This is a genomic window from Blautia sp. HCP3S3_H10_2, from assembly GCF_052122375.1.
GTDB lineage: Bacteria > Bacillota > Clostridia > Lachnospirales > Lachnospiraceae > Blautia_A.
The window spans coordinates 159,848-185,625 of record NZ_JBQKCL010000008.1 but is presented as its reverse complement, the minus strand read 5'-3'; the positions used below and the strand labels follow the sequence as shown (position 1 = coordinate 185,625).

Sequence of the window (25,778 nt, the reverse complement as noted above, 5' to 3'; positions counted from 1 at the left end):
CAGATTCAACGCAAATAAAATAGAATAAATATAGAGAGGTGAAAATCATGAGAGAAGGAATCCATCCGAATTACTATCAGGCAACTGTAACCTGCAACTGCGGTAATACTTTTGTAACAGGTTCTACCAAGCAGGACATCCACGTAGAAATCTGCTCCAAATGTCATCCGTTCTATACAGGACAGCAGAAAGCTACTCAGGCTCGCGGACGTATCAATAAGTTCAACGAGAAATACGGCCTGAATAAATAATTTGAATATTACAGAATGAGAAGGTTGAGGTTGGGAAATCTCAACCTTTCTTTGTAATAAGAGACGGAGGATAAGATGAAACCATCTAATATCGGTGGACAAGCTGTAATGGAAGGCATTATGATGCGTCATAAGGATAAGTATTCCATTGCGGTACGCCGTCCTGATAAAGAAATTGAACTGAAAGTTGAAGATTATAAATGCATTTTTGGCAATGCGAAAATATGGAAGAAACCGATTATCCGTGGAATGGTAAGCTTCATTGATTCTCTGGTAACTGGAACCAAATGCCTGATGTATTCTGCTGAGATCGCAGGGGACGAAGAGGATGAGGAAGAGGCTAAGAAAAATGCTGCCCTTTCTGCAGAAGAACTGGAAGCCAAGAAGAAAAAAGAAGATAAGGCATTTAAAGCCCTGCTATATGTAACGGTGGCTGTTTCAATCGTAATCTCCATAGCTGCATTTATGCTGCTTCCTTATGTATTGGCAAGTCTTTGCCGTAAGGTTGGGGCATCTGAAGTGGTAGTTACCATTGTGGAGGCTTTTGTGAAGCTGGGGCTGTTTATGGGATATATGCTCCTTATTTCCAGAATGAAGGATATCCAGAGAACCTTCATGTATCATGGCGCTGAGCATAAATGTATCAATTGTGTAGAGAACGGCAAGCCGCTTACGGTTGAGAATGTGCTGGAGAGCTCCAGATTTCACAGACGCTGCGGAACCAGCTTTTTGTTCCTGGTTATGCTGGTAAGTATTTTCCTGCATTTTATATTCGTATTGGTACCATCTTATTGGCTGCGCCTTTTTGGACGTTTGCTTATGGTACCTGTTGTATCAGGAATTTCCTTTGAGATCATCCAGTGGGCAGGCAGAACGGACAGCAAATTCGCTCTGATGATGAGTAAACCAGGAATGGCAATGCAGAAATTTACAACCAAGGAGCCTACTGCAGATATGGCAGAGGTTGCCATTAAAGCAGTAGAGGCAGTTTTTGACTGGCGGGCTTACTTAAAGGAAGAATTTGATCTGGATATTCCCTATGAAAATGAAGCTGGGGAAAACAAAGCAGAGGAAACCAAAAATGAGGAAACCAAAAATGAGGAAACCAAAGCAACAGATCATGTGGTAAATTCCATAGCAGGAGAGACGAAATGACCTCTCTGGAAACATTATTAAAAGAAGGAACCAAGGTTCTGGAACAGCAAAAGATCCAGGAAGCCGGGCTGGATGCCTGGCTTCTTCTGGAGTATGTGACTGGTGTGAGCAGGGCCTTTTACTTTGCTCATTCCGATGACGTGATAGAGGAAGAAAAGGCAGAAGAGTACAGAAATCTGATTCAAAAAAGAGCAGAACACATTCCGTTACAGCATATTACCCATCAGGCCTATTTCATGGGTTTTGAGTTTTATGTAAATGAGAATGTGCTGGTACCAAGACAGGACACAGAAACACTTGTGGAAAAGGCACTGGAGCTTCTGAAGGGAAAAAAAGCTCCAGAGATACTTGATATGTGTACCGGATCTGGCTGTATTCTTTTAAGCCTTCTGGCACTTATGCAGGATGCCTGTGGTGTGGGAGCCGATATTTCCCCACAGGCACTTCTGGTGGCAGAGAAGAATGCCAGAAATCTGGAAGTGGATAAAAGAGCCAGGTTGGTGGAAAGTGATTTGTTTTCGTCACCTTTTTTTGAAGAAAAGACTGGTAAAGACCAGGCATGGTATGATATTCTTATCTCAAATCCACCATATATCAGGAGCGCAGATATAGAAGAGCTTATGGAAGAAGTGCGCGATCACGACCCGAGGCTTGCGCTGGATGGCCATGAGGATGGCCTGTATTTTTACAGGAAGATTGTATCAGAAGGAAAAGTCTTTCTGAAAAAGGATGGCTGGATGTTGTTTGAAATCGGATACGATCAGGGACAGGACGTATCAGAGCTGATGGTGGAGAATGGGTTTCAGGATGTGAAGGTGATAAAAGACCTGACTGGACTTGACAGAGTAGTACTGGGCAGAAGATAAACGTAGGAATCTGCCGGTATTATTGGTAACAGATCTGATGATAGGGGCTGATGCCTCTGGGAAAACGAAATTTATGTCAGGATTGCTGGCAGTAACGAAGAAATGACAGGAGGAAAACCATGTTTGACAAGTTGGACGATTTGCTCATACGTTTCGAGGAAGTTCTGAATGAGCTGGGTGAGCCGGATGTGACATCCAACCCGGAGCGCTTTCAGAAGCTTATGAAGGAACAGAGCGACCTGCAGCCAATTGTGGATACTTATAAGGAATATAAGAAAAATAAAGAGACAATTCAGGACAGTCTTTCTATGCTGGAAGAAGAAAAAGATGAAGAGATGAGAGAAATGCTCAAGGAAGAGCTTTCTGACGCAAAGAAGCGTGTGGAAGAGCAGGAGCATGATCTGAAGATTCTTCTTTTGCCGAAGGATCCTAATGATAATAAAAATGTTATTGTGGAGATCCGTGCCGGTGCTGGCGGCGATGAGGCTGCTCTTTTCGCAGCTGAAATCTATAGAATGTATGTGAAATATGCAGAATCCAGACGGTGGAAAACAGAGATGATGAGTCTGAATGAGAATGGAATCGGTGGATTTAAAGAGGTTACTTTTATGATCAATGGTGCCGGTGCTTATTCCAGACTGAAATATGAAAGTGGTGTACACCGCGTACAGCGTGTACCGGAGACTGAGTCAGGTGGAAGAATCCATACTTCCACATGTACAGTTGCAATCATGCCAGAGGCTGAGGAAATTGATTTCCATCTGGATATGAATGACTGTAAATTCGATGTATTCCGTGCTTCCGGAAATGGTGGACAGTGTGTCAATACGACAGATTCAGCAGTACGACTGACACATATTCCCACAGGAATCGTTATTTCCTGTCAGGATGAGAAATCCCAGCTGAAGAATAAGGATAAAGCGTTAAAGGTACTTCGTTCCCGTCTGTATGAGATGGAGCTGGCGAAGCAGCATGATGCAGAGGCAGAAGCAAGAAGAAGCCAGATCGGTACAGGTGACCGTTCGGAGAAGATCAGAACCTATAACTTCCCGCAGGGACGTGTAACGGATCACCGTATTAAGCTTACTCTTCACAGACTGGATAATATTTTAAATGGTGATCTGGATGAGATCATTGACAGTCTGATCGCAGCAGATCAGGCTGCGAAGCTTAGCAATCTGCAGGATCAGTAAGTGTAAGACTTCGTAAATAAATAGTGTGAGAAACTACATGACTGGAATAGATTTAAACTGGAAGAGAATGGACTAGAGCTTTCAGAGTGTAGTATTAAAAAACAATCATGTAAAAATGGGGGGTAATTACCTATGAAAAAAACAGCTCTTGTAATCATGGCAGCTGGCGTTGGAAGCCGCTTTGGAAATGGAATTAAACAGCTTGCACCAGTTGGACCAAATGGTGAGATCATTATGGATTATTCTATCCGGGATGCACTGGAAGCAGGGTTTAATAAAATTGTCTTTATTATCCGTAAGGATCTGGAAGAAGAATTTAAGAGCACTATCGGTGCAAGAGTTGAGAAAATCGCAGAAGTTGCATATGCATACCAGGAAATCGATAAGCTTCCGGAAGGTTTTGTAAAGCCTGCTGACAGAACGAAACCATGGGGAACCGGACATGCAGTGATCTGTGCAAGAGAGTTCCTTACAGAGCCATTTGCAGTTATCAATGCGGATGATTACTACGGCAAGGAAGCGTATGTAAAAGTACATGACTATCTGGTTCAGGAGCAGCCACAGGATGACGTCCTTCATATCTGTATGGCAGGCTTTAGACTTGGAAATACCTTAAGCGATAATGGAAGCGTTACCAGAGGTCTTTGCCACATTACAGATGGCAAGCTTACAGGAGTAACAGAGACACATAATATTTTCAAGACAACGGATGGCGCAGAGAGCCGTGAGGATGGCCAGCCTGTAGAAAAACTGGATCTGAATGAGCTTGTTTCCATGAATATGTGGGGACTGACTCCTGCATTTATGGATACGTTATACAATGGATTTGTAGAGTTTCTTCAGAATGTGAAGCCTGGTGACATTAAAGCCGAATATCTGCTTCCAGTTATGATCGATGAGCTGATCCAGAAGGGTGCTGCCCAGGTAGATGTCCTTGAAACAAAGGATACCTGGTTTGGAGTAACTTATCAGGAGGATAAAGAGGTTGTGATCAAAGCCTTTAAAGAGCTTACAGAGGCTGGCGTATATCCAAACGGACTTTACAAATAAGCTGGTCAGATAGTGTATATAAAAAAATAGTAGCGTAAATTATGCGAATGAATGATTCCTGTGTATGGAGAAGCGGCCGCCAGGCACTGAGTACGCAGTGATGTTGGGCTTATGTATGTTTTCGGGAGCTCTAAGCAAGGAGGATAATTAGATATGGGAAAATATTTTGGAACAGACGGATTTCGTGGTGAAGCGAATGTCCAGCTGACAGTTGATAATGCATTTAAAGTAGGACGGTATGTAGGCTGGTACTACGGACGTGACCATAAAGCTAAGATCGTAATCGGAAAAGATACCAGACGAAGCAGTTACATGTTTGAGTATGCTTTGGTAGCAGGTCTTACAGCTTCTGGCGCAGATGTGTATCTTCTGCATGTAACGACTACTCCAAGTGTTTCTTTTGCAGTCCGCACAGAGGATTTTGACTGTGGTATTATGATTTCTGCAAGCCATAACCCATTCTATGACAACGGAATCAAGCTTCTGAATGGAAATGGACAGAAAATCGAGGCTGAAATCGAGGAGCGCATTGAGGCTTATATTGATGGAGAGATTGAAGAACTGCCGCTTGCACGCAAAGAAGACATTGGACGTACCATTGATTTTGCTTCCGGCCGTAACCGTTACATTGGATATCTGATTTCTATTCCAAGCCGTGACTTTAAGAACGTAAAGGTTGGCCTTGATTGTGCAAACGGAAGCTCTTCAGCAATCGCAAAGAGTGTTTTCGAGGCACTTCAGGCAAAGACTTATGTGATCAATAACCAGCCGGATGGAACGAACATCAATACAAACTGTGGCTCCACACATATTGAAGTTCTTCAGAAATATGTGGTAGATAATGGTCTGGATATTGGATTTGCTTATGATGGAGATGCTGACCGCTGTATCGCAGTTGACCACCGTGGAAATGTTATTGACGGTGATAAGATCATGTATGTATGCGGTAAATATCTGAAGGAACAGGGCAAGTTAAACGGAAATACCGTTGTTACCACGGTTATGTCTAATATGGGACTTTATAAAGCTCTGGAGCGTGAGGGAATGCGCTATGAGCAGACTGCAGTTGGTGATAAATATGTTGCCGAAAACATGCTGGCAAATAACTACAGCATTGGAGGAGAGCAGTCCGGTCATATTATTTTCAGCCGTTATGCAGCTACCGGTGATGGAATCCTTACTTCTCTTATGGTGATGGAAGCATGTGTTGACAAGAAAGCAACCTTATGTGATCTTGCCAAAGAGATGAAAGTATATCCACAGGTTCTCCGCAATGTACGTGTAGCTGATAAGAAAACGGCACGTGAGAATCCGAAGGTGATCGAAGCTGTGGAAGCAGCAGCTAATGCACTTGGGGATTCCGGACGCATTCTGGTACGTGAGAGTGGAACTGAGCCGCTGATCCGTGTAATGGTAGAGGCAGAGACGGATGAGCTTTGCCATCAGTATGTAGACAGTGTTGTGAAAGTAATGGAAGCCGAAGGGCTGATTGTTGGTTGAGAATGAAAATCAGAAAAATAGCATTAATATTTGCTGCCTGCATGGGGAGTTGTCTCCTTGCAGGCTGTAATAGTGAAGAACAGCAGATTTTTAATGAAGCGAAAAAGGATCTGGAACAGGGAAGTTATGATTATGCCTTGGAGGAGTTTACAACTTCTGTAAATAATGGTATCAGTCTGGCCGTCTCTTACCGGGGAATTGGCATCTGCCAGCTTCGGCTTGGAAACTACGAAGAGGCGATTACAGCTTTCACCAATGCGCTTGGTGCAGAAAAGGTAAGCAAGACCATGTCCCGTGATCTGTATCTGTACCGTGCAACTGCCAGACTGCAGTCGGGACATCTGGAGGATGCAATGGCGGACTGCCAGATACTGGCGCAAAATTATGAAATGGATGCAGATTCCTGGTTCCTTACCGGTAAAGTGGCATTGGCCATGGATGGTTATGAGGAAGCGTCATCTGATTTTGAACAGTCGTATGGCGAGGATTCCAGCTATGACAGGGCAATTCAGATATATGAAGCATATCTGGAGAAAGATATGGAGGCTGACGGTACCAGATACCTGGAGGCAGTTTTGTCCACAGAAGCCAAAGGAACAGCGGATCTTTGTGACAGAGGCCGTATATATTATTATATGGAAGATTATACCAATGCCCAGAAAGAGCTGACAGATGCTTCCAATCAGGGAAGTACAGAAGCGCTTCTTATTCTGGGAATGGTTTACAGCGCACAGCAGGATTATGCCAATGCCCGTTCTGTGTATCAGCAGTTTATAAATCAGAAGCTTGAGGATACCAGTAAGAATCAGACACAGACTGCTGCATCCGGATATAATGGTCTTGCAGTATGCGATATAGCAGATGGGAATTATGATTCAGCACTGGAGAACATAAACAGTGGAATTGCTGTAGCTGCAGATGATGAGATGCAGAGTCTTCTGTTTAATGAAATCGTAGTTTATGAGAAAAAACTGGATTTTTCCACAGCGCAGGCAAAGGCGCAGGAGTATGTGGGCATGTATCCAGAGGATGAGGAAGCTGCGAAAGAACTTGATTTTTTGAAATCCAGAACTGGTTCAGCTGAGTAAAAACGGATATTTTGTAGAATGATTAAAGGATCTGAAATTCATATCAGATGATGGTGAATTTCAGATCCTTTTTGAATTCAATCAGAGATTATCCGTTTGATCAGATTTTTTTCGCATAGAGGCGATTGCCCTTATACATTGGACGACCGTTTACGCCGCTTAAGTTATAGGACATTGCAAAGTAGGAATCCACTTTGCTTACAAGAGCCCAGTCCGGATCATAAACTTTTCCGCCGATTTCTGCCCAGCCATGACCACCGGAGCAGATGACATATACCTTTTTCATGCCAACTGCATTTGCCAGATAAGCAAAGGCTGCTGCATAGGAAACACAGTCACCGCGGCCTCCGCGGAAAAACATATCTTCAGCGAAATCTTTTTCCCAGTTAGCAGTATTTTTGAAATCACGCCAGCAATAGTAGCTGTAATGTTTCTTCACATAGTTAAAACAGGTACGGAGACGCTGGGTTTTGGTCATACTTGGCTTGGTGATCTTCTCTACGATCCGGTTAGCTTCCACCATGATTTTCAGCTTACGGCCATTAGAACCGGATTTTCTGGCGCGTCCCTGGGAATCAAGGACGATTCCATTCACTTTCGTGGAGGTGATCATATATGCGCCCTTAGCTGAATTGTTCATGCGAAAGTAATAATAGTTGCTGCCGATCTTCTTCCAGCCGTAACGCTGGATGCCTTTTTTGTCGAAGAAGTAATAGCGGGAGCCAATCTTGACCTTGCCTGTGACCTTCTTGCCCTTGGCATTGTAATAGTAGTGGTATCCTTTTACTGTCTTCCATTTGCCAGTTGAGGCGGCTGGTTTGGCAGTGGCGGTGGTGCCGGAAGCTGTCACGGAGGCGGCAGGCTTTGCGGCTGGTTGTGTTGCAGCAGCCTGTGCAGGTAGCGGACTTACAAGAAGTGCGCAGGATAATAACAGGCTTGTGGCAATTGTTTTTAGATTTTTCTTCTTCATGGGAAATCCTCCTTAAAGCAATAAGGCTTAAAAACCTTTTTTGATAATTATATTATAACGGATGCAGATTGATTTTTGTATAATAAAATTATCATTATGTATGTTATTGAATTTTTGTGTCATCGGTTGGATGTAATATTTTATTTGAAATGGTTGGGGATACTACTCCCAAAACAGAAAGGTTTGTGTTATACTCTAACAGAGAATTTTTGATTCGTTTTTTAGAAAATCCAGAAGGAGGGTTTATGGAATATATTGAAGAAATACAGGAGCGTGTAATCCTGGTCGGAGTCCAGTTGGATGAAAATGACAATGTAAAAGAGTCATTGGATGAGCTGGAAGAACTGGCAGATACTGCAGGGGCACAGACGGTTGGGAAAATCATTCAGAACCGTGAGACGGTTCATCCGGGCACCTATATTGGAAAAGGAAAAATAGAGGAAGTCCGAGGGCTTATGATGGCTACTGATGCTACAGGAATCATCTGTGATGACGAGCTTTCTCCGGCACAGATGAACAATCTGGAGCATGAGCTGGAATGCAAGGTAATGGACAGAACACTTCTGATCCTTGATATTTTTGCGAAGCATGCAACCACAAGCGAAGGTAAGATCCAGGTGGAGCTGGCACAGCTTCGATACAGAGCTTCCAGACTTGTAGGCCTTGGTGCATCTTTGTCAAGACTTGGTGGTGGAATCGGAACCAGAGGTCCTGGAGAGAAAAAACTGGAGAGTGACCGACGACTGATCCGAAAGAGAATCACGGCACTGAAGGAAGAGCTTTCCCAGGTGGAGAAACACAGGGAACTGCTTCGCACTGGCCGCACCCGCGGCAAGATGAAAACAGCAGCTATCGTCGGATATACCAATGCAGGTAAATCCACGTTGTTGAATACGTTGACAGGAGCGGGCGTGCTTTCAGAAGATAAGCTTTTTGCTACACTGGATCCCACCACAAGGGCGTTGACTCTGGATGACGGACAGCAGATCTTATTGACGGATACAGTAGGATTTATCCGCAAACTTCCCCATAATCTGGTTGAAGCATTTAAGAGTACCCTGGAAGAAGCGAAGTATGCGGATTATATCATTCATGTAGTGGATTGTTCCAACCCTCAGGCAGTACAGCAGATGGAAGTGGTTTATGATACTTTGCAGGAACTGGAAGTCCAGGGTAAGAAAACAATCACGCTATTTAATAAAGTGGATGCAGGAGCAGCTATCCGCATGAGAGACAGCATGGCAGATCACACCCTGAGAGTATCTGCAAAAACCGGGGAAGGCCTGGAGGATTTAAAGACACTTCTGGGGAAAATTCTTTCAGAAGAACAGATTTATGTGGAAAAGCTTTTTACTTATCAGGAAGCCGGGAGAATTCAGCTGATCCGGGAGTATGGGCAGCTGCTTTCAGAAGAGTATACGGATAATGGAATTCTGGTGAAGGCAAGGGTTCCACAGGAGGTATACGGGAAGCTTATGTAATATAGGACTGTTAAAGCTGTGGGCCTATTTTTTACTAAACAGAATATAGAAAGAAAAAAATAGAGGAAACTGTCCAGAGCCAACTTCTTAAATGCCTGGCTTTGGACAGCTGAAAAGACAGGAGATAAAATCATGGGAAAATATACAGATTACATTATGAAAACAGCACAGGATCTGCTTGCAGTGCCAAGTCCAAGCGGCTTTACCCACATGGCAGCAGATTTCGTAAAAAAAGAATTTGAAAAGCTGGGCTATGAGCCACAGATCACGCAGAAAGGGGCTGTGCTTGTAAAGCTTGGAGGCAAGGATGACAAGAACGCAGTAGTTCTGGCTGCACATATGGATACCCTTGGCGGTATGGTCTGCCAGATTATGGAGAATGGACGCCTGAAGCTGACAAACATCGGAGGCATGAATCCAAACAATGCGGAAGCAGAGAACTGCAAGGTCTACACCAAAACAGGTAAAGTGTACGACGCAACTTTCCAGCTGGAGAATGCATCCGTCCATGTGAATGGGGAATACAGTGACACCAAACGTACGTATGAAACCATGGAAGCAATTCTGGATGAGCCGGTAAAAAATAAGGATGATGTAAAGGCACTGGGTATCATGACTGGAGATTTCGTCTGCTTTGATCCGAGAACAGTAGTGACAGAAAGCGGATATATCAAGAGCCGATTCCTGGATGATAAATTCAGCACAGCCATTCTTCTTGGATATGCGAAATATCTGAAAGAGAAAAATGTTCAGCCGGAACGTACGATCTATGTACTGATCACATCTTATGAGGAGGTTGGACATGGTGGATGTGCGGCTATTCCGGAAGGCGTTACGGAGATGATTTCTGTAGATATGGGATGTGTTGGAAAAGGTCTGGAATGTGACGAGACCATGGTATCTATTTGTGCGAAGGACAGCATGGGACCATATGATTATCAGGTGGTTTCCAGTCTGATCAAGGCAGCACAGGAGAATGAGATCGCATTTGCAGTGGATGTATATCCACACTATGGTTCTGATGTAGATGCTGCATTGAAGGCTGGTTATGATATGAAACACGGTCTGATCGGACCTGGTGTTTATGCTTCCCATGGTTATGAGCGTTCCCACAGAGATGGAGCGAAGAATACACTGAAGCTTCTGAAAGCATATTTAGGATAAAATAGGGCATGCGCTAGAACATGTTTTGAAAAGACTTTCTGCAAATATACTACAAAGTGTGACTGGCTGATTGCAGGAATCTTTTATTACAGCCTCTAAGCTGGGAGAGACAAGGAGAGAGTATGAAAGCGATAAAAAAGGTTTTAAACAATATTTTTATTGACGGTTTAAGTGGTATGGCTCTGGGTTTATTTTCCACGCTGATCATCGGAACCATTCTGAAACAGATCGGTGATCTGATGGGCGGTACATATGGTGCCTATTTAAGTACCTTTGCAGTGATCGCCCAGAGACTTACCGGTGCGGGAATTGGAATCGGAGTGGCATATAAATTCCGGGAATCCACATATGTACTTTTATCTGCAGCAGCTGCGGGAATGATCGGAGCCTATGCGTCCAATCTGATCGCAGGAACTTTGCTGTCTGATACCGGGGCACTTGTTCTGGCAGGTCCTGGCGAACCTCTTGGGGCATTTGTGGCAGCATATGTGGGAATTACAGTAGGAAGACTGGTTGCAGGAAAAACAAAGCTGGATCTTCTCATTACACCTGCAGTTACCATTCTTTCCGGTGGTGCAGTGGGAATCCTGGTCGGTCCTGGCGTATCAGGCTTTATGACTTGGCTTGGCAATCTGGTAAACTGGGGAACGGAACAGCAGCCGATTCTCATGGGAATCGTAGTTTCTGTTATTATGGGAATGGTACTGACTTTGCCTATCAGTTCAGCAGCTCTTGGAATTATTCTGGGACTGAATGGGGTGGCAGCAGGTGCGGCAACCATCGGATGCTGCTGCCAGATGATCGGTTTCGCGGTAACAAGTTTTAAGGATAACGGAGTAGGCGGCCTTTTGGCTCAGGGAATCGGAACCTCTATGCTGCAGATCCCTAATATTATGAAGCGCCCGCTGATCTGGCTGCCGCCTACACTGGCTTCTGCAATTTTAGGACCGATTGCCATTATCGGACCCTTTCATATGACAAACAATGCTACAGGTTCCGGAATGGGAACTTCCGGTCTGGTTGGACAGATCATGACGTACCAGACCATGGTGGCGACAGAATCCCCAGTGCTGGTAATTCTGAAAATCGTAGTATTCCATTTCCTGCTTCCGGGACTTTTATCCTATGTGATCTACCGTGGAATGCGGAATATGGGATATATCAAAGACGGACAGATGAAACTGGATGTATAAAAGGCTATGGTTTATTTGGTGTACATGACTGGGAAAAACAGTAAAAAAGATATTGACATCTAATGAATGTTAGAATATACTAACAACATAAGGAGCTTATAGGTAATCTGAAAGGAGTATCATATGGGAACAGTAGTTGTTGGTGCAATCGTAGTGGTAATAGCAGGTCTTGCAGTGCGAAGCATTGTGAAAGATAAAAAAAGCGGGAAAGGCTGCAATGGGAATTGCGGAAGCTGCGGTGGACACTGCCATTAAGATATGACTGGCGTATTTTATACATAAGTGATAAGAAGTGAAGAAGCTGCTGTGCCGGAGAAATCTGGCATGGCAGTTTTTCTATATAGAGAGCGTGTTTGAAAAATCAGTTTGACTGTGTGGAATCCACATAAAAAACAACGAAAAACCACAAAAATCAACTTAAAACTCCAAGAAAAGCAACAAAAATCATGTTGAATCATGTTGACACAGCATAACGGATGAAGTATAATGAGCATAGAAAACTATGTCATGGAACAGAGGACATTTAACTTCCATGAGAAAGGAGAACCATGGAAAAATACAATACAAGTGAGATTCCCAAATCTTCCAGAATTACCCGTCTGGTAGATCATCTCTATGCGAAAATGCCAGAGATCGAGTCTTACAGAGCCAAGCTGATCACAGAGTCCTATAAAGAGACCGAGGACCAGCCGATCATCACCAGAAGAGCGAAAGCTTTTGCCCACATTTTACATAATATTCCGATCATCATCCGTGATGAGGAACTGATCGTGGGAAGTAATTCCATTGCACCAAGAGGATGTCAGACTTTCCCGGAATTCTCATTCCAGTGGCTGGAAGACGAGCTGGATACAGTTGCCACCAGAACAGCTGACCCGTTCTACATTTCCGAGCAGGCCAAGGCAGATCTTCGTGAAGTGCATAAATACTGGAAAGGTAAGACTACCAGTGAGCTTGCTACTGCCTATATGGCACCAGAAGCCATCCGTGCTATTGATCATAACATTTTTACACCGGGAAACTATTTCTATAATGGCGTAGGTCATGTTACAGTAAAATATTGGGAAGTTCTCGAAATCGGATACGAAGGCATCATGGCGAAAGCTCAGGAAGAACTGGATAAATGTAATGTAGGTGACGGAGATTATGCAGAGCGTTCCCGTTTCCTTGAAGCAGTGATCCTTAGCTGTCAGGCTGTTATAGATTATGCAAACAGATATTCCAGACTTGCCCTTGAGATGGCTGAGAAATGCACAGATCCACAGCGTAAAGCTGAGCTTCTTGTAATTGCATCCAACTGCAGTAAAGTACCGGCCAAGGGAGCAACCAATTTCTGGGAGGCATGTCAGTCCTTCTGGTTTGTACAGCAGCTCCTTCAGATGGAGTCCAGCGGACATTCCATTTCCCCGGGACGTTTCGACCAGTATATGTATCCATATTATAAGAAGGATATTGAGAGTGGTGCGATCACCAGAACAGCAGCCCAGGAGCTGATCGACTGTATCTGGGTGAAATTAAATGATCTGAATAAAGTCCGTGATGCAGCATCCGCAGAAGGATTCGCAGGCTACAGCCTGTTCCAGAACCTGATCGTAGGTGGACAGGATAAAGATGGAAATGATGTGACCAATGACCTTTCCTTTATGTGCATTGAGGCATCCATGCATGTACATCTTCCGGCACCGTCCCTTTCCATCCGTGTATGGAACGGCTCCCCACATGATCTTCTGATCAAGGCAGTAGAGCTTACCAGAACGGGTATCGGACTTCCGGCTTATTATAATGACGAGGTAATCATCCCGGCACTGCAGAACAGAGGACTTTCCCTTGCAGATGCCCGTGAGTATAATATTATCGGCTGCGTAGAGCCGCAGAAGGCAGGTAAGACAGAGGGCTGGCATGATGCAGCATTCTTTAATATGTGCCGTCCGTTGGAGCTTGTATTTGCAAATGGTATGGATCAGGGCGAGATGGTTGGTATTCCTACCGGCGATGTAACCAAGATGGAAACATTCGATGAATTTTACGATGCTTATAAGAAGCAGATGGAATACTGCATTTCCCTTCTGGTTAATGCAGATAATGCTATTGATGTGGCTCATTCCAAGCGCTGCCCGCTTCCATTCCTTTCCAGTATGATCGACGACTGTATCAAACGTGGAAAGACCGTACAGGAAGGCGGTGCAGTTTATAACTTCACAGGTCCTCAGGGCTTTGGTATTGCAAACATGGCAGATTCCCTGTATGCAATCCGTCAGCTGGTTTATCAGGAGAAGAAGTTCACAATGGAGGAGCTGAAAGAAGCTCTTGCATGGAACTATGGTAAAGGTCTGGATGAGCAGTCTGTGAAAGAAATCACAACCGGCATTTTAAGAGAGATGACCGAAAGTGGCGCTAAGGTTGATGCCGATACAGCAGCTGTTGTTCTGAAATCTGTTATGAATGCCCAGATGGCACCTGAGAAGATGGCAAGATACCAGGAAATCCATGATATGATCGCAGAAGTTCCGAAATTTGGAAATGATATTCCGGAAGTTGATTATTTCGCAAGAGATGTGGCATATACCTATACAAGACCGCTTCAGAACTTTAAGAACCCACGTGGCGGACAGTACCAGGCAGGACTTTATCCGGTTTCTGCAAACGTACCCCTTGGCGGACAGACTGGTGCTACACCAGATGGCAGATATGCACATACTCCGGTTGCAGATGGTGTTTCCCCGTCTGCAGGTAAGGATGTGAACGGACCTACTGCAGCAGCAAGCTCTGTTGCGAAGCTGGATCACTTTATCGTATCCAATGGTACTCTGTTCAATCAGAAATTCCATCCGTCAGCACTTTCCGGACGTGAAGGTCTTGAGAAATTCGTTGCACTGATCCGTTCCTACTTCGATCAGAAGGGAATGCATATGCAGTTCAACGTTGTAAGCAGAGAGACACTGCTGGATGCACAGGCACATCCGGAGAATTATAAACATCTGGTTGTACGTGTAGCTGGTTACAGTGCACTGTTTACTACACTGTCCAAGTCCTTACAGGATGATATTATCAGAAGAACGGAGCAGGGCTTCTAAAAAGAGAAGTCTGCAGACGTCCTATATAATGGAGAAACTTATGGAATATTTAGATACCACAGGGCGTGTGTTTGACATCCAGCGCTATTCCATCCATGACGGTCCGGGAATCCGTACCATTGTATTTCTAAAGGGCTGTGTGCTCAGATGCCAGTGGTGCTGTAATCCGGAATCCCAGGAGTACAAGATCCAGACCATGAAAACTCCCGATGGAGTGAAGACCATGGGACGCGATGTAACGGTCAGGGAAATGATCGAGACGGTAGAGAAGGACAGACCTTATTATTACCGTTCCGGTGGCGGTCTGACACTTTCCGGCGGAGAATGTCTCTGTCAGCCGGAGTTTGCCCGGGATCTTTTACGTGCAGCGAAAGAACGGGGAATCAATACCGCTATTGAGAGCATGGCTTGTGTTCCCTGGAAAAATATAGAGATGGTACTGCCATATCTGGATACTTATCTGATGGATATCAAGCATACCAACCAGGAGAAACATAAGCAGTTTACAGGCAAGCCTAACGGACTGGCACTTGAAAATGCCAGAAAGGTAGCCCTTTCGGGTATGACGAATCTGGTGATCCGTGTGCCGGTAATCCCGACCTTTAACGATACGGTAGAGGAAATCAAGTCCATTGCTTCTTTTGCATCTACATTACCAGGCGTGAAGAAGATTCATCTTCTTCCGTACCACCGTCTTGGACAGGACAAATATGACTGGCTTGGAAGAGAATACAAGTTGTCTGAAATCCTGCCCCCGGAACCGGAGCATATGGAGATGCTGAAAAAAGCTGTACATACGGTTTGTGAGCTGGATTGTCAGATTGGTGGATGAGAAACGGATTATAAGATTTATTGCATTTATCACGAATGGTAACATATAAAGTGAATCAGAACAGGAACCGGAATTTTCAGATAGAGATTTCGGTTCCTTTCATATTTTAAATCTAGCGCCTTTTTCAAACACGCTCTAAAGTCCATTGAATAATTTTCGTTTTTTGTGTATGATAAGGGATATGAAGCGGAGGTATACAGGAACTCATAGAAATACAGTTGGATTGAATGCGGTGAAATCTGGCTGGTGTAAAATTACAGCTTAAGGAGAAAAGAGAATGAGAGGATTATACTCATCAAAGACAAAAATCAGACACCAGATTTTTACTGAAATTGCCCGTCTGGCTTACGAGGGCAATATTGAGAAAGAAATGGATGAACTTCCCTATAAGATTCTTCCGGGAGAGGTTGCTACATACCGCGACAGTATTTTCCTGGAAAGAGCGATTGTGGGAGAGCGGCTTAGAGTGGCCATGGGACTGCCTCTTCGTAATATTTCAGAGCATGCGCCGATTTCCAAAGGTGTGGAGGCAAGCTTGATCGAAGAGAAATATTACGAACCGCCGCTTATCAATATTATCAAATTCGCGTGCAATTCCTGTCCGGAAAAGCGGGTGATGGTGACAGAAGGCTGCCAGGGATGTCTGGAACACCCTTGCCAGGAAGTCTGTCCCAAGGACGCCATCCACATGGAAAACGGCAGATCAGTGATCGACCAGGAGAAATGTATCAAATGTGGAAAATGTAAGGAAGCCTGTCCCTATGATGCGATCATTAAGCAGGAGCGTCCCTGTGCAAAGGCATGTGGAATGAATGCCATCCATTCCGATGAATACGGCAGGGCAGAAATTGACCATGAAAAATGTGTTTCCTGTGGAATGTGCCTGGTAAGCTGCCCATTCAGTGCCATTGTGGACAAAGGACAGATTTACCAGACCATCATGGCATTAAAGAGCGATACCCCGGTATATGCCATTGTAGCTCCGGCTGTAGCAGGACAGTTTGAGCCGGATCTGAAAAATACCCAGCTCCGTGGAGCTTTTAAGGCACTTGGCTTTACAGATATTAAAGAAGTAGCTGTTGGAGCAGACCTTTGTACAATCGAGGAAGCGAAGGATTTCATGGAAGAAGTGCCAGAGAAGATTCCATTTATGGGAACCTCCTGTTGCCCGGCCTGGTCTGTGATGGCGAAGAAAATGTTCCCACAGTATGCAAACTGCATTTCTATGGCACTGACACCTATGGTCCTCACAGCCCGTCTTCTGAAGCAGGAAGAGCCGGACTGCAAGATCGTTTTTGTAGGACCGTGTGCAGCCAAGAAGCTGGAAGCGAGCCGGAAATCTGTCCGCAGCTATGTGGACTTTGTGCTGACCTTTGAAGAAGTACAGGGAATGTTTGAGGCGAAGGGTGTTGATTTCGGAAGCATTCCGGAAGAAGAGCCACTTAGCCAGGCCAGCAGTGACGGCCGCGGTTTCGCAGCAAGCGGCGGCGTGGCAGCAGCTGTGGTGAAAGCAGTGAAGCGAATGGATCCGGAGCGTGAAGTGAAGGTAGTCAGCGCCAATGGACTTCAGGAATGCAAGAAGATGATGATGGCTGCCAAAGCTGGAAAATACAATGGATATCTGCTTGAGGGCATGGCCTGTCCAGGTGGATGTATAGCAGGTGCCGGAACGGTGCAGAATGTAAAGAAGGCTGGAATGGCACTTGAGAAAATGAAAAAAGAGGCAGCTTTTGAAGAATGTATGGATACCTCATTTGGCGGGGAACTGGAGAAGCTGGAGGAGCTATAAAAGCTTGCTTTCATACTAAACGGACGTGTCTGCCTACGCAGACATCACCATGAATGAAAGTCGATTGCTCCGCGCCGTTGGCGCTCCCGCAATCAACCACTGTATTCGTAATCCGGGCTATTGCCCTACTTACTCATACAGTCCAGCCTGTGCGATACCCATAAATCCAACATGAAAGCATGCTGGATTCATGGCTGCCGCACAGGACTTTCATACTAAATTTGTAACGAAAAGGAGAAGCAAAAATGCGTGCATACGAGCGTTTACTTAATTATGTAAAAGTATATACAACAAGTAAGGATGAGCAGGAGACGGTACCGTCTACCATGCGTCAGTTTGATCTTGGCAATCAGCTGGCCAAAGAATTAAAAAAGATTGGAGTCCAGAATGTACGCATTGACGACAAATGCTATGTGTACGGTGTAATTCCGGCGACAGAAGGTCTTGAGGGTAAGCCTGCCATTGGATTTATTTCCCACATGGATACCGCACCGGACTTCTCTGGTGAGAATGTAAACCCACGGCTTATTCCGGATTATAACGGACAGGATGTAAAGCTTGGAGAAAGTGAATACGCACTTACCCTGAAAGATTTTCCACATCTGGCAGATTTGAAGGGAAGAACCTTGATCACCACAGATGGAACCACCCTTCTTGGTGCAGATGATAAAGCGGGTATCGCTGAGATCATGACTATGGCAGAGCAGATCATAGAGGAGAATATTCCCCATGGAAAAATCTGCATTGGCTTTACTCCGGATGAGGAAGTGGGATGCGGAGCAGATTTCTTCGACGTAGAGGGCTTTGGCGCCGATTTTGCCTATACCGTAGACGGCGGAGCCGAGAACGAAATCGAATATGAGAATTTTAATGCAGCCAGTGCAAAAGTGAAAATCAAGGGATTTTCCGTACACCCGGGCAGCAGCAAAAATACTATGATCAATGCGGCGCTGGTTGCCATGGAGTTTAACAGTATGCTTCCGGCGGGAGACACTCCGACGAACACAGAAGGGTACGAGGGATTTTTCCACCTCTGTGAAATGAGCGGAGATGTGACAAGTGCGAGTCTTGACTATATTATCCGCGATCATGACAGTGCCATGTTTGCCTGCCGCCAGGAGATGATGAAACACATCGCGAAGCTTCTCAATGAGAAATATGGTGAGGGCACTGTAACTCTTACGATTAAAGAGCAGTATCGCAATATGAAGGAGAAAATCGAGCCTTGCATGCACCTGATTGAGAATGCCAAGAAAGCGGTACAGCAGTCCGGATTGAATCCCATAGAGGTAGCAATCCGTGGCGGTACTGATGGCGCCCGCCTTTCCTTCATGGGACTTCCCTGCCCGAATCTTGGAACCGGCGGCTACGCATTCCATGGTCCATGCGAACACATTACCGTAGAGGGCATGGATTATGTGGTGGAGAATCTGAAAAATATTGTGAAGCTGTATGCCTGCTGAAAATATATAATAAATTAAAATAGGAAATAAAGTGAGAAAGGGCTTTCTGAAAGTTATAAGATATCTTTCGGAAGGCTCTTTTACATTGTACGAGGATCGCTCTGTTATACATTAATTTGCTATTTTGTGTGCTGAAAACACTTAAGGATTGTAGTTTGTCAAAATCGGATGCAGTTGGACAATTGTTATTACCGCGGGCCGGTGCAACGCTACGGCGAACTAACTGCTAACTACGACTAAGACGCTCGGGAGAGCCCTCGCGCCTAAGTCTCCGTAAGCAGTGGATTTCACCTTCGCTAAGGGCGCACCTGAAATGGCCCGCTAGGTAATAACAGTTGTCCAACTGCTGTGAACTGGATAGAACTAATTGCTTTCAGTCGTGAGTAACTGGTAACTGAAAGTGCCCCACTACAATTAATAGCTGTGCGATGCTTGTATTCCAGCCGATAAACTCCTGTTTGGTTAGTTGCAGTTGTCGATAACCAGCGGTCTGGTAATGTATATTCACGTAGCCGTGCATTTCAGGAGCGGTTTTAGTGGAGGCGAGATCCATGACTTACGGAGACTTAGGCGCGAAGGCTCTCCTGAGCGTCTTAGTCGTAGTTAGTCATTAGCTTGCCGGAACGTTGCTCCGCACGGCGGTGAATATACATTGCCAGACCGCGTCCGGGAATCGACATCCAGCACATTAAATAGCAAGTGAGTGCAATATAAAAAATAAATAAAAACACAGAAATGAATTTGTGCAATATGTAGAACACTTGGAAAATAATAAAAAATTTCAAAAAGTAGTTGTTAAAAGATTATCATTGTGGTATCTTAATGAAAGCGGAAAAAACAAATATTTTATGCGGAGACCAAGAGGGAAACGTCCTTTTGTTGAGAAATGTTTATAAATAAACAAAAAGTGACATGACTTGAACCAGGAAAACAGGCGGAAAATCATCTGTGTTTCTGGTTTAGCCCATGTCACAAGGCAGAAAATAAAGTTTTACCCGCTTTTTTTCTAACTGTGATTGTTAAAAAATAAACAAGAAACAAAGGGCATCACACAGGGAAAACCAACGAATCCCACGGAAAAGTAACCAAATGAAGTGGAAAGTTGACACAATCTCACAAACCCCATGAAAGGAGTTTTTTATGAGCAGCAAAATCACCATTATCGGAGCTGGAAGCGTTGGCTCCACAATTGCGTACACACTGGCACACGACGAGATCGCTTCCGAGATTGTTCTGATCGACATCAACAAGGAGAAGGTGGAAGGCGAGGTTATGGACATTGAGCAGGGAACCTGCTTCAGAAGCCCTGTATCTCTGGTAGCCGGAGATTACGCAGACGCAAAAGATTCTGACATCGTAATCATTACATCCGGAATTGCCCGCAAACCTGGACAGACCAGAATTGAGCTTACTCAGACAAACGTAAACATTCTGAAGAGCATTACTCCCCAGATCGTAAAAGAAGCTCCAAATGCAAAGTATATCATCGTAAGCAATCCGGTAGACATTATGACCTATGTGTTTACCAAGATTTCCGGACTTCCGGAGAATCAGATCATGGGCTCTGGAACCATCCTTGATACAGCAAGACTTCGCTACGGACTTTCCGAGCATTTCCAGGTGGCACAGGGAAATATTCACGCATATGTTTTCGGAGAACACGGCGATACATCCTTTATTCCATGGACAGGTGCTTACATTTCCGGCCTCAGCACTGATGAGTATTATGAAGAAATGAAAGCTCACGGTAAAGATGTAAAACCATTGGACAAAGAAGCCATGCTTGAATACGTTCAGAAATCCGGCGGAAAAGTAATTGCAAAGAAAGGCGCAACCTTCTACGCTGTATCTGCAACTGTCTGCCAGCTGGTAGGCCTGATCCTGGCTGCTTCTGATTCCCTCGCAACTGTATCTTCCATGCTTCATGGTGAGTACGGAATTGAGGATGTGTGCCTGAGTACTCTTACCCTTGTTGGTCCAAATGGTATCCAGGGAAAAGTTCAGATGCGCATGAACAAAGAAGAGGTAGCGTTGCTGAGAAAGAGTGCAGATGCGCTGAAAGAAGTAATCGCACAGATCGAACTGTAAGAGTTGTAGGAATAAGAAAGGAACAAGAAGCATGAAGTACAGTTATTATCCAGGATGTACCCTGAAGAATAAGGCAAAAGATCTGGATGCCTATGCCAGAGCTTCTGCGAAAGCACTGGGCTTCGAAATGGAAGAGATAGAAGACTGGCAGTGCTGCGGGGGTGTATATCCCCTTGGCAGCGATGAAATTGCTACCAAGCTTTCTTCCGTCCGTGCTTTAAATGACGCAAAAGAAAAAGGACAGGATCTGATCACGGTCTGTTCAGCCTGTCATCATGTGCTCAAACGTGTGAATGACGACATGAAAAATGTGGATGACATCCGCACGAGAGCCAATAACTATCTGAAACTGGATACTCCGTATGAGGGAGAGACAAATGTCCTTCATTATCTGGAAGTGCTCCGCGATGAAGTTGGATTTGATGAGATCAAAAAGAAAGTAGTCAATCCTTTAAAAGGCAAAAAAATCGGCGCCTACTATGGCTGCCTGCTTTTAAGACCTGGCAAGATCATGGCATTTGACAATCCGGAAAACCCGACTATTATGGAAGATTTTATTCGTGCCCTGGGTGCAGAGCCGGTAGTTTATCCATACCGTAATGAGTGCTGCGGCGGCTATATTTCCCTGAAAGAAAAAGACATGGCACAGAATATGTGTGAAAAGATCATGGACAGTGCAAAAGGCTTCGAGGCAGACATGCTGATCACAGCCTGTCCACTTTGCATGTATAACCTGAGAAAGAACGGAAACGGCGCTCTTCCTGTTTATTATTTCACAGAACTTCTTGCAGAAGCTCTTGGCGTAAAAGAGGAGGTAGCGAAATAATGGCTTATACATATGGAAACAAAGAAAATGCAGCGGAAAGAATTAAAGAGATTTCCGGAGTCAATCCCTTAAAGTGCATGAAATGTGGCAAATGTTCCGCAACCTGTCCTGCATTTAATGAAATGGATATCAAACCTCACCAGTTTGTAACTTATGTACAGAACGGCGACATCGAATCATTGGCACAGTCAAAATCCTTATGGAAATGCCTCTCCTGCTTTGCATGTGTGGAGCGCTGCCCAAGAGATGTAAAGCCTGGAAAACTGATCGACGCTGCAAGACAGCTGGTTGTCCGTGAACGTGGACAGAACTATCTGACCGCAGACGAGATTCCAGAGCTGCTTGATGAGGACACACCACAGCAGCTGCTGGTAAGTGCTTTCAGAAGATACAGGAGGTGAGAAAAAGGTGCAGAGAATAGGTGTATTCGTATGTCATTGTGGTACCAACATTGCAGCCACAGTTGATGTAAAAAAAGTAGTAGAGATGGCGGCAAAAGAGCCTGGCGTAGTTCATGCGGAAGATTACCAGTATATGTGTTCCGAAGCTGGACAGGCCAAGATCATCAATGCCATTCATGAGAAAAATCTGACAGGAATCGTAGTCTGTTCCTGTTCCCCGCGTATGCATGAGGCTACTTTCCGTAAAGCAGCTGAAAAAGCGGGCTTAAACCCATATATGGTAGAGATTGCCAATATCCGTGAGCACTGCTCCTGGATCCACAAGGATATGGAAGAAGCTACCTTAAAGGCAGTGATCCTTGCAAGAGCTGCCATCGCAAAGGTAAATCTGGATGCTCCTCTTCAGCCAGGAGAGAGCCTTGTAACAAAACGTGCTCTTGTAATCGGCGGAGGTATTGCCGGAATCCAGTCAGCCCTTGATATCGCAGAGGCTGGTTATGAAGTTGATATTGTTGAGAAGCTTCCAAGTATCGGTGGAAGAATGTCCCAGCTTGATAAGACATTCCCGACTCTGGACTGTTCTGCATGTATCCTTACCCCGAAGATGGTAGAGGCAGCAGCACATGAGAAGATCAATATTTATACATACAGTGAAGTTGAAAAGGTAAGCGGTTTCGTTGGTGACTTCACAGTTGATATCCGTAAAAAAGCAAGAAGCGTGGATATGAGCAAATGTACCGGATGCGGTGTCTGCTCAGAGAAATGCCCGTCTAAGAAAAATCCAAACGAATTTAACCGCGGCCTGAACAACAGAAGTGCCATTTACATTCCGTTTGCACAGGCAATCCCAAATGTTCCGGTAATTGACCGTGAGAACTGTATCAAGTTCAAAACCGGAAAATGCGGTGCCTGCTCCAAGGTTTGCGCAGCTGGTGCTATCGACTATGAGCAGAAGGATGAGATCATCACACAGAAATACGGTGCCATCGTGGTTGCAACTGGTTTCGATGTGATCCCTCTTGATAAATATGATGAGTATGCTTACAGCCAGAGCAAGGATGTTATCACCTCCCTGGAATTGGAGCGTATCATGAACGCAGCAGGACCGACGAAAGGTCATCTGGAGAGACTTTCCGATGGAAAATCCCCGAAGAATATTGTATTTGTACAGTGTGTTGGAAGCCGTTGCTCAGACGAAAGAGGAAAGAGCTATTGCTCCAAGATCTGCTGTATGTACACTGCAAAGCATGCTATGCTGATCCGTGATAAATATCCGGATACAAATGTAACAGTATTCTATATCGACGTGCGTACTCCTGGAAAGAACTTTGATGAGTTCTACAGAAGAGCCGTTGAAGACTACGGTGTAAATTATGTAAAAGGCCAGGTTGGAAAAGTAATTCCACAGCCGGATGGAACTCTTATGGTTCAGGCTTCTGACCTTCTGGAAAACAAACAGATCCTTATGGAAGCAGATATGGTAGTTCTTGCAGCTGCCATTGAGCCAAACAAGGATGTAAGAAAAATTGCAACTATGCTTACCGCAAGTATTGATACCAACAATTTCCTCACAGAGGCACATGCAAAGCTTCGTCCTGTTGAGTCTCCTACCGCTGGTATTTTCCTTTCTGGTGTTTGCCAGGGACCAAAAGACATTCCAGAGACAGTTGCACAGGCTGGCGCAGCAGCAGTAAAGGCAATCGGCCTTCTTGCAAAAGACAAGCTGACCACCAACCCTTGTACGGCCCATTCTGACGAGCTCCTTTGCAACGGCTGCTCCCAGTGTGCAAATGTGTGCCCGTACGGTGCGATTTCCTATGAGGAAAAACAGGTAAATGACCACGGAATCCGTGAGACAAGAAGAATCGCAGTAGTAAATAATGCTCTTTGCCAGGGCTGTGGTGCTTGTACTGTAACCTGCCCGTCCGGAGCAATGGATCTGCAGGGATTCTCCAACAGACAGATTTTAGCGGAGGTAGATGCAATATGTCGATAGAAACAAATGAAGAATTCAGACCCAAGATCGTGGCATTCTGCTGTAACTGGTGCAGCTACGCTGGTGCAGACCTTGCAGGAAGCAGCCGTCTTTCCTATCCTGCAGATGTAAAGATCATTCGTGTGCCATGCTCCTGCCGTGTAAATCCAATGTTCATCCTCCGTGCTTTTGAGAAAGGCGCTGACGGCGTGATCATGTGCGGCTGCCACCCGGGAGACTGCCATTACACAACTGGAAACTATTACGCAAGAAGACGTATGACCCTTCTTTTCTCCATGCTGGACTTCATCGGTGTGGAAAACGGCCGTACCCGTGTAGAGTGGGTATCTGCCGCAGAAGGTGTAAAATTCTCCCAGACCATGAACGAATTTGTGGAAAAAATCTATTCTCTGGGTAAAAACGTCAGATTGGAGGATTTAAGATGCAGGAACTGATCGCCCGTGCAAAAGAACTGCTGGCTGACGGAACCGTAGCACGTGTTCTTGGCTGGAAAGCCGGAGACCTGCCTTACAATCCGGAAGCAGCATATTTCGAAACAGCAGAAAGCCTGGATGAATTCGTTTACAATGGCTTCTGCGGTGCCAATTTAAGTAAGATGATGATCGAGGCTTCCAAGTTAGAAGGCAAAACACTTGTCTGTCTGAAGCCTTGTGATACCTATAGTTTTAACCAGCTGATCAAAGAACACCGTGTAGACCGTGAAAAAGCTTACATTATCGGTGTTGGCTGTAAGGGCAAGCTGGATGTGGAAAAGCTCCGTGGTCTGGGAATTAAAGGAATCCAGAGTATTTCCGGTGCTGAGCTTACAGATGCTTGTGAAACACTTAACATTTCCACTATCTACGGAGACAAAACTGTAGCTTATAAGGACGCCATGCTGGAGCGCTGCCACGTATGCAAGGGAAAAGAGCATATGATCTACGATGAGATCATTGGTGAGTCCAAGGATACAAAGGATGCAGACCGCTTCGCAGAGGTTGAGAAAATTGAGAAAATGAGCCCCGAAGAGCGTTTTGCATTTTTCCAGAAGGAGCTTAGTAAATGTATCCGCTGCAATGCCTGCCGTAATGCATGTCCTGCATGCAGCTGTCGTAAATGCGTATTTGACAGCACCAAGTTCGACAGTGCGCAGAAAGCAAATGTAGATTCCTTCGAGGAAAAAATGTTCCACATTATCCGCGCCTTCCACGTGGCAGGAAGATGTACAGACTGCGGCGAGTGCAGCCGTGTATGCCCGCAGGGCATTCCGCTTCACCTGTTTAACCGTAAATTTATCAAGGATATTGATGAGTTTTACGGAGAATATCAGGCAGGAGCAGATGCAGAGTCTAAAGGCCCGCTGACCAGCTTTACCTTCGATGATGTAGAGCCTGGTGTAGTGGCAGAAAGGGGATAATG

The 25,778-nt window shown here is 45.0% G+C and carries 22 protein-coding genes; 21 read left to right on the top strand and 1 reads right to left on the bottom strand.

Annotated elements, in window-relative coordinates; genetic code table 11:
- Positions 1–47: 47 nt before the first annotated feature.
- From rpmE to ACTQWB_RS10890, 7 genes are all read left to right on the top strand, one after another.
- On the top strand, positions 48–251 hold the full coding sequence (gene rpmE, locus ACTQWB_RS10920) for a 50S ribosomal protein L31 (RefSeq protein WP_117851138.1): 204 nt from the start codon (positions 48–50) through the stop codon (positions 249–251).
- A gap of 75 nt (positions 252–326) precedes the next feature.
- Entirely contained in the window at positions 327–1,406 is a 1,080-nt protein-coding gene (locus ACTQWB_RS10915; protein ID WP_441501591.1) for a DUF1385 domain-containing protein, read from the top strand.
- Positions 1,403–2,272, top strand: a complete 870-nt coding sequence (gene prmC / locus ACTQWB_RS10910; RefSeq protein ID WP_441501592.1) for a peptide chain release factor N(5)-glutamine methyltransferase — start codon at positions 1,403–1,405, stop codon at positions 2,270–2,272. Before ACTQWB_RS10915 ends, prmC begins: the two co-directional genes overlap by 4 nt.
- Before the next feature lie 119 nt (positions 2,273–2,391).
- The gene (gene prfA, locus ACTQWB_RS10905; RefSeq protein ID WP_441501593.1) at positions 2,392–3,465 is read left to right on the top strand and encodes a peptide chain release factor 1; all 1,074 of its coding nucleotides are present in this window, start codon (positions 2,392–2,394) and stop codon (positions 3,463–3,465) included.
- Between the two features lie 132 nt (positions 3,466–3,597).
- Positions 3,598–4,515: a sugar phosphate nucleotidyltransferase gene (locus ACTQWB_RS10900; protein WP_441501594.1), complete on the top strand. Its 918-nt coding sequence runs from the start codon at positions 3,598–3,600 to the stop codon at positions 4,513–4,515.
- Between the two features lie 153 nt (positions 4,516–4,668).
- A complete protein-coding gene (glmM, locus tag ACTQWB_RS10895; RefSeq protein ID WP_441501595.1) occupies positions 4,669–6,015 on the top strand; it encodes a phosphoglucosamine mutase in 1,347 nt (448 codons plus the stop codon).
- Between the two features lie 2 nt (positions 6,016–6,017).
- On the top strand, positions 6,018–7,103 hold the full coding sequence (locus ACTQWB_RS10890; protein WP_441501596.1) for a tetratricopeptide repeat protein: 1,086 nt from the start codon (positions 6,018–6,020) through the stop codon (positions 7,101–7,103).
- A gap of 100 nt (positions 7,104–7,203) precedes the next feature.
- On the opposite strand, the gene ACTQWB_RS10885 is transcribed toward ACTQWB_RS10890, so the two are convergent.
- Positions 7,204–8,073 carry a transglutaminase domain-containing protein gene (locus ACTQWB_RS10885; protein WP_441501597.1) on the bottom strand — a complete coding sequence of 290 codons (870 nt, stop codon included), beginning with the start codon at positions 8,071–8,073 and terminating at the stop codon, positions 7,204–7,206.
- A gap of 245 nt (positions 8,074–8,318) precedes the next feature.
- On the opposite strand from ACTQWB_RS10885, the gene hflX reads away from it, so the two are divergent.
- The 14 genes from hflX to ACTQWB_RS10815 all read left to right on the top strand — a co-directional run bounded on the left by hflX (position 8,319) and on the right by ACTQWB_RS10815 (position 25,776).
- Positions 8,319–9,554, top strand: coding sequence for a GTPase HflX (gene hflX / locus ACTQWB_RS10880; protein ID WP_441501598.1), 1,236 nt, complete (start codon positions 8,319–8,321; stop codon positions 9,552–9,554).
- A gap of 132 nt (positions 9,555–9,686) precedes the next feature.
- Positions 9,687–10,718 carry a M42 family metallopeptidase gene (locus tag ACTQWB_RS10875; RefSeq protein ID WP_441501599.1) on the top strand — a complete coding sequence of 344 codons (1,032 nt, stop codon included), beginning with the start codon at positions 9,687–9,689 and terminating at the stop codon, positions 10,716–10,718.
- A 122-nt stretch (positions 10,719–10,840) separates the two neighbouring features.
- Positions 10,841–11,911, top strand: coding sequence for a PTS transporter subunit IIC (locus ACTQWB_RS10870; protein WP_441501600.1), 1,071 nt, complete (start codon positions 10,841–10,843; stop codon positions 11,909–11,911).
- Between the two features lie 123 nt (positions 11,912–12,034).
- On the top strand, positions 12,035–12,166 hold the full coding sequence (locus ACTQWB_RS10865) for a FeoB-associated Cys-rich membrane protein (protein ID WP_148461082.1): 132 nt from the start codon (positions 12,035–12,037) through the stop codon (positions 12,164–12,166).
- A gap of 293 nt (positions 12,167–12,459) precedes the next feature.
- A complete protein-coding gene (locus ACTQWB_RS10860; protein WP_441501601.1) occupies positions 12,460–14,985 on the top strand; it encodes a glycyl radical protein in 2,526 nt (841 codons plus the stop codon).
- Between the two features lie 40 nt (positions 14,986–15,025).
- Complete coding sequence (locus tag ACTQWB_RS10855; RefSeq protein WP_441501602.1) at positions 15,026–15,817, top strand: glycyl-radical enzyme activating protein; 792 nt, start codon at positions 15,026–15,028, stop codon at positions 15,815–15,817.
- A gap of 277 nt (positions 15,818–16,094) precedes the next feature.
- The gene (locus ACTQWB_RS10850; protein WP_441501603.1) at positions 16,095–17,606 is read left to right on the top strand and encodes a 4Fe-4S dicluster domain-containing protein; all 1,512 of its coding nucleotides are present in this window, start codon (positions 16,095–16,097) and stop codon (positions 17,604–17,606) included.
- A gap of 245 nt (positions 17,607–17,851) precedes the next feature.
- Positions 17,852–19,069: a peptidase T gene (pepT, locus tag ACTQWB_RS10845; RefSeq protein WP_441501604.1), complete on the top strand. Its 1,218-nt coding sequence runs from the start codon at positions 17,852–17,854 to the stop codon at positions 19,067–19,069.
- A gap of 1,140 nt (positions 19,070–20,209) precedes the next feature.
- On the top strand, positions 20,210–21,157 hold the full coding sequence (locus ACTQWB_RS10840; protein ID WP_441501605.1) for an L-lactate dehydrogenase: 948 nt from the start codon (positions 20,210–20,212) through the stop codon (positions 21,155–21,157).
- 31 nt (positions 21,158–21,188) lie between these two features.
- Positions 21,189–21,983 carry a CoB--CoM heterodisulfide reductase iron-sulfur subunit B family protein gene (locus tag ACTQWB_RS10835; protein WP_441501606.1) on the top strand — a complete coding sequence of 265 codons (795 nt, stop codon included), beginning with the start codon at positions 21,189–21,191 and terminating at the stop codon, positions 21,981–21,983.
- Positions 21,983–22,384 carry a 4Fe-4S dicluster domain-containing protein gene (locus ACTQWB_RS10830; RefSeq protein ID WP_441501607.1) on the top strand — a complete coding sequence of 134 codons (402 nt, stop codon included), beginning with the start codon at positions 21,983–21,985 and terminating at the stop codon, positions 22,382–22,384. The genes ACTQWB_RS10835 and ACTQWB_RS10830 overlap by 1 nt, the downstream gene beginning before the upstream one ends.
- Positions 22,385–22,391: 7 nt before the next feature.
- Entirely contained in the window at positions 22,392–24,380 is a 1,989-nt protein-coding gene (locus ACTQWB_RS10825) for a 4Fe-4S binding protein (protein WP_441501608.1), read from the top strand.
- Positions 24,371–24,814, top strand: a complete 444-nt coding sequence (locus tag ACTQWB_RS10820; RefSeq protein ID WP_441501609.1) for a hydrogenase iron-sulfur subunit — start codon at positions 24,371–24,373, stop codon at positions 24,812–24,814. The genes ACTQWB_RS10825 and ACTQWB_RS10820 overlap by 10 nt, the downstream gene beginning before the upstream one ends.
- Positions 24,802–25,776, top strand: coding sequence for a 4Fe-4S dicluster domain-containing protein (locus ACTQWB_RS10815; RefSeq protein WP_441501610.1), 975 nt, complete (start codon positions 24,802–24,804; stop codon positions 25,774–25,776). Before ACTQWB_RS10820 ends, ACTQWB_RS10815 begins: the two co-directional genes overlap by 13 nt.
- The last annotated feature ends 2 nt before the right edge of the window (positions 25,777–25,778 follow it).

Excerpts from the sequence above, each read along its gene's own strand:
- rpmE (WP_117851138.1), top strand. The coding sequence starts at position 48 with ATGAGAGAAGGAATCCATCCGAATTACTATCAGGCAACTGTAACCTGC.
- ACTQWB_RS10915 (WP_441501591.1), top strand. The coding sequence starts at position 327 with ATGAAACCATCTAATATCGGTGGACAAGCTGTAATGGAAGGCATTATG.
- prmC (WP_441501592.1), top strand. The coding sequence starts at position 1,403 with ATGACCTCTCTGGAAACATTATTAAAAGAAGGAACCAAGGTTCTGGAA.
- prfA (WP_441501593.1), top strand. The coding sequence starts at position 2,392 with ATGTTTGACAAGTTGGACGATTTGCTCATACGTTTCGAGGAAGTTCTG.
- ACTQWB_RS10900 (WP_441501594.1), top strand. The coding sequence starts at position 3,598 with ATGAAAAAAACAGCTCTTGTAATCATGGCAGCTGGCGTTGGAAGCCGC.
- glmM (WP_441501595.1), top strand. The coding sequence starts at position 4,669 with ATGGGAAAATATTTTGGAACAGACGGATTTCGTGGTGAAGCGAATGTC.
- ACTQWB_RS10890 (WP_441501596.1), top strand. The coding sequence starts at position 6,018 with ATGAAAATCAGAAAAATAGCATTAATATTTGCTGCCTGCATGGGGAGT.
- ACTQWB_RS10885 (WP_441501597.1), bottom strand. The coding sequence starts at position 8,073 with ATGAAGAAGAAAAATCTAAAAACAATTGCCACAAGCCTGTTATTATCC.
- hflX (WP_441501598.1), top strand. The coding sequence starts at position 8,319 with ATGGAATATATTGAAGAAATACAGGAGCGTGTAATCCTGGTCGGAGTC.
- ACTQWB_RS10875 (WP_441501599.1), top strand. The coding sequence starts at position 9,687 with ATGGGAAAATATACAGATTACATTATGAAAACAGCACAGGATCTGCTT.
- ACTQWB_RS10870 (WP_441501600.1), top strand. The coding sequence starts at position 10,841 with ATGAAAGCGATAAAAAAGGTTTTAAACAATATTTTTATTGACGGTTTA.
- ACTQWB_RS10865 (WP_148461082.1), top strand. The coding sequence starts at position 12,035 with ATGGGAACAGTAGTTGTTGGTGCAATCGTAGTGGTAATAGCAGGTCTT.
- ACTQWB_RS10860 (WP_441501601.1), top strand. The coding sequence starts at position 12,460 with ATGGAAAAATACAATACAAGTGAGATTCCCAAATCTTCCAGAATTACC.
- ACTQWB_RS10855 (WP_441501602.1), top strand. The coding sequence starts at position 15,026 with ATGGAATATTTAGATACCACAGGGCGTGTGTTTGACATCCAGCGCTAT.
- ACTQWB_RS10850 (WP_441501603.1), top strand. The coding sequence starts at position 16,095 with ATGAGAGGATTATACTCATCAAAGACAAAAATCAGACACCAGATTTTT.
- pepT (WP_441501604.1), top strand. The coding sequence starts at position 17,852 with ATGCGTGCATACGAGCGTTTACTTAATTATGTAAAAGTATATACAACA.
- ACTQWB_RS10840 (WP_441501605.1), top strand. The coding sequence starts at position 20,210 with ATGAGCAGCAAAATCACCATTATCGGAGCTGGAAGCGTTGGCTCCACA.
- ACTQWB_RS10835 (WP_441501606.1), top strand. The coding sequence starts at position 21,189 with ATGAAGTACAGTTATTATCCAGGATGTACCCTGAAGAATAAGGCAAAA.
- ACTQWB_RS10830 (WP_441501607.1), top strand. The coding sequence starts at position 21,983 with ATGGCTTATACATATGGAAACAAAGAAAATGCAGCGGAAAGAATTAAA.
- ACTQWB_RS10820 (WP_441501609.1), top strand. The coding sequence starts at position 24,371 with ATGTCGATAGAAACAAATGAAGAATTCAGACCCAAGATCGTGGCATTC.
- ACTQWB_RS10815 (WP_441501610.1), top strand. The coding sequence starts at position 24,802 with ATGCAGGAACTGATCGCCCGTGCAAAAGAACTGCTGGCTGACGGAACC.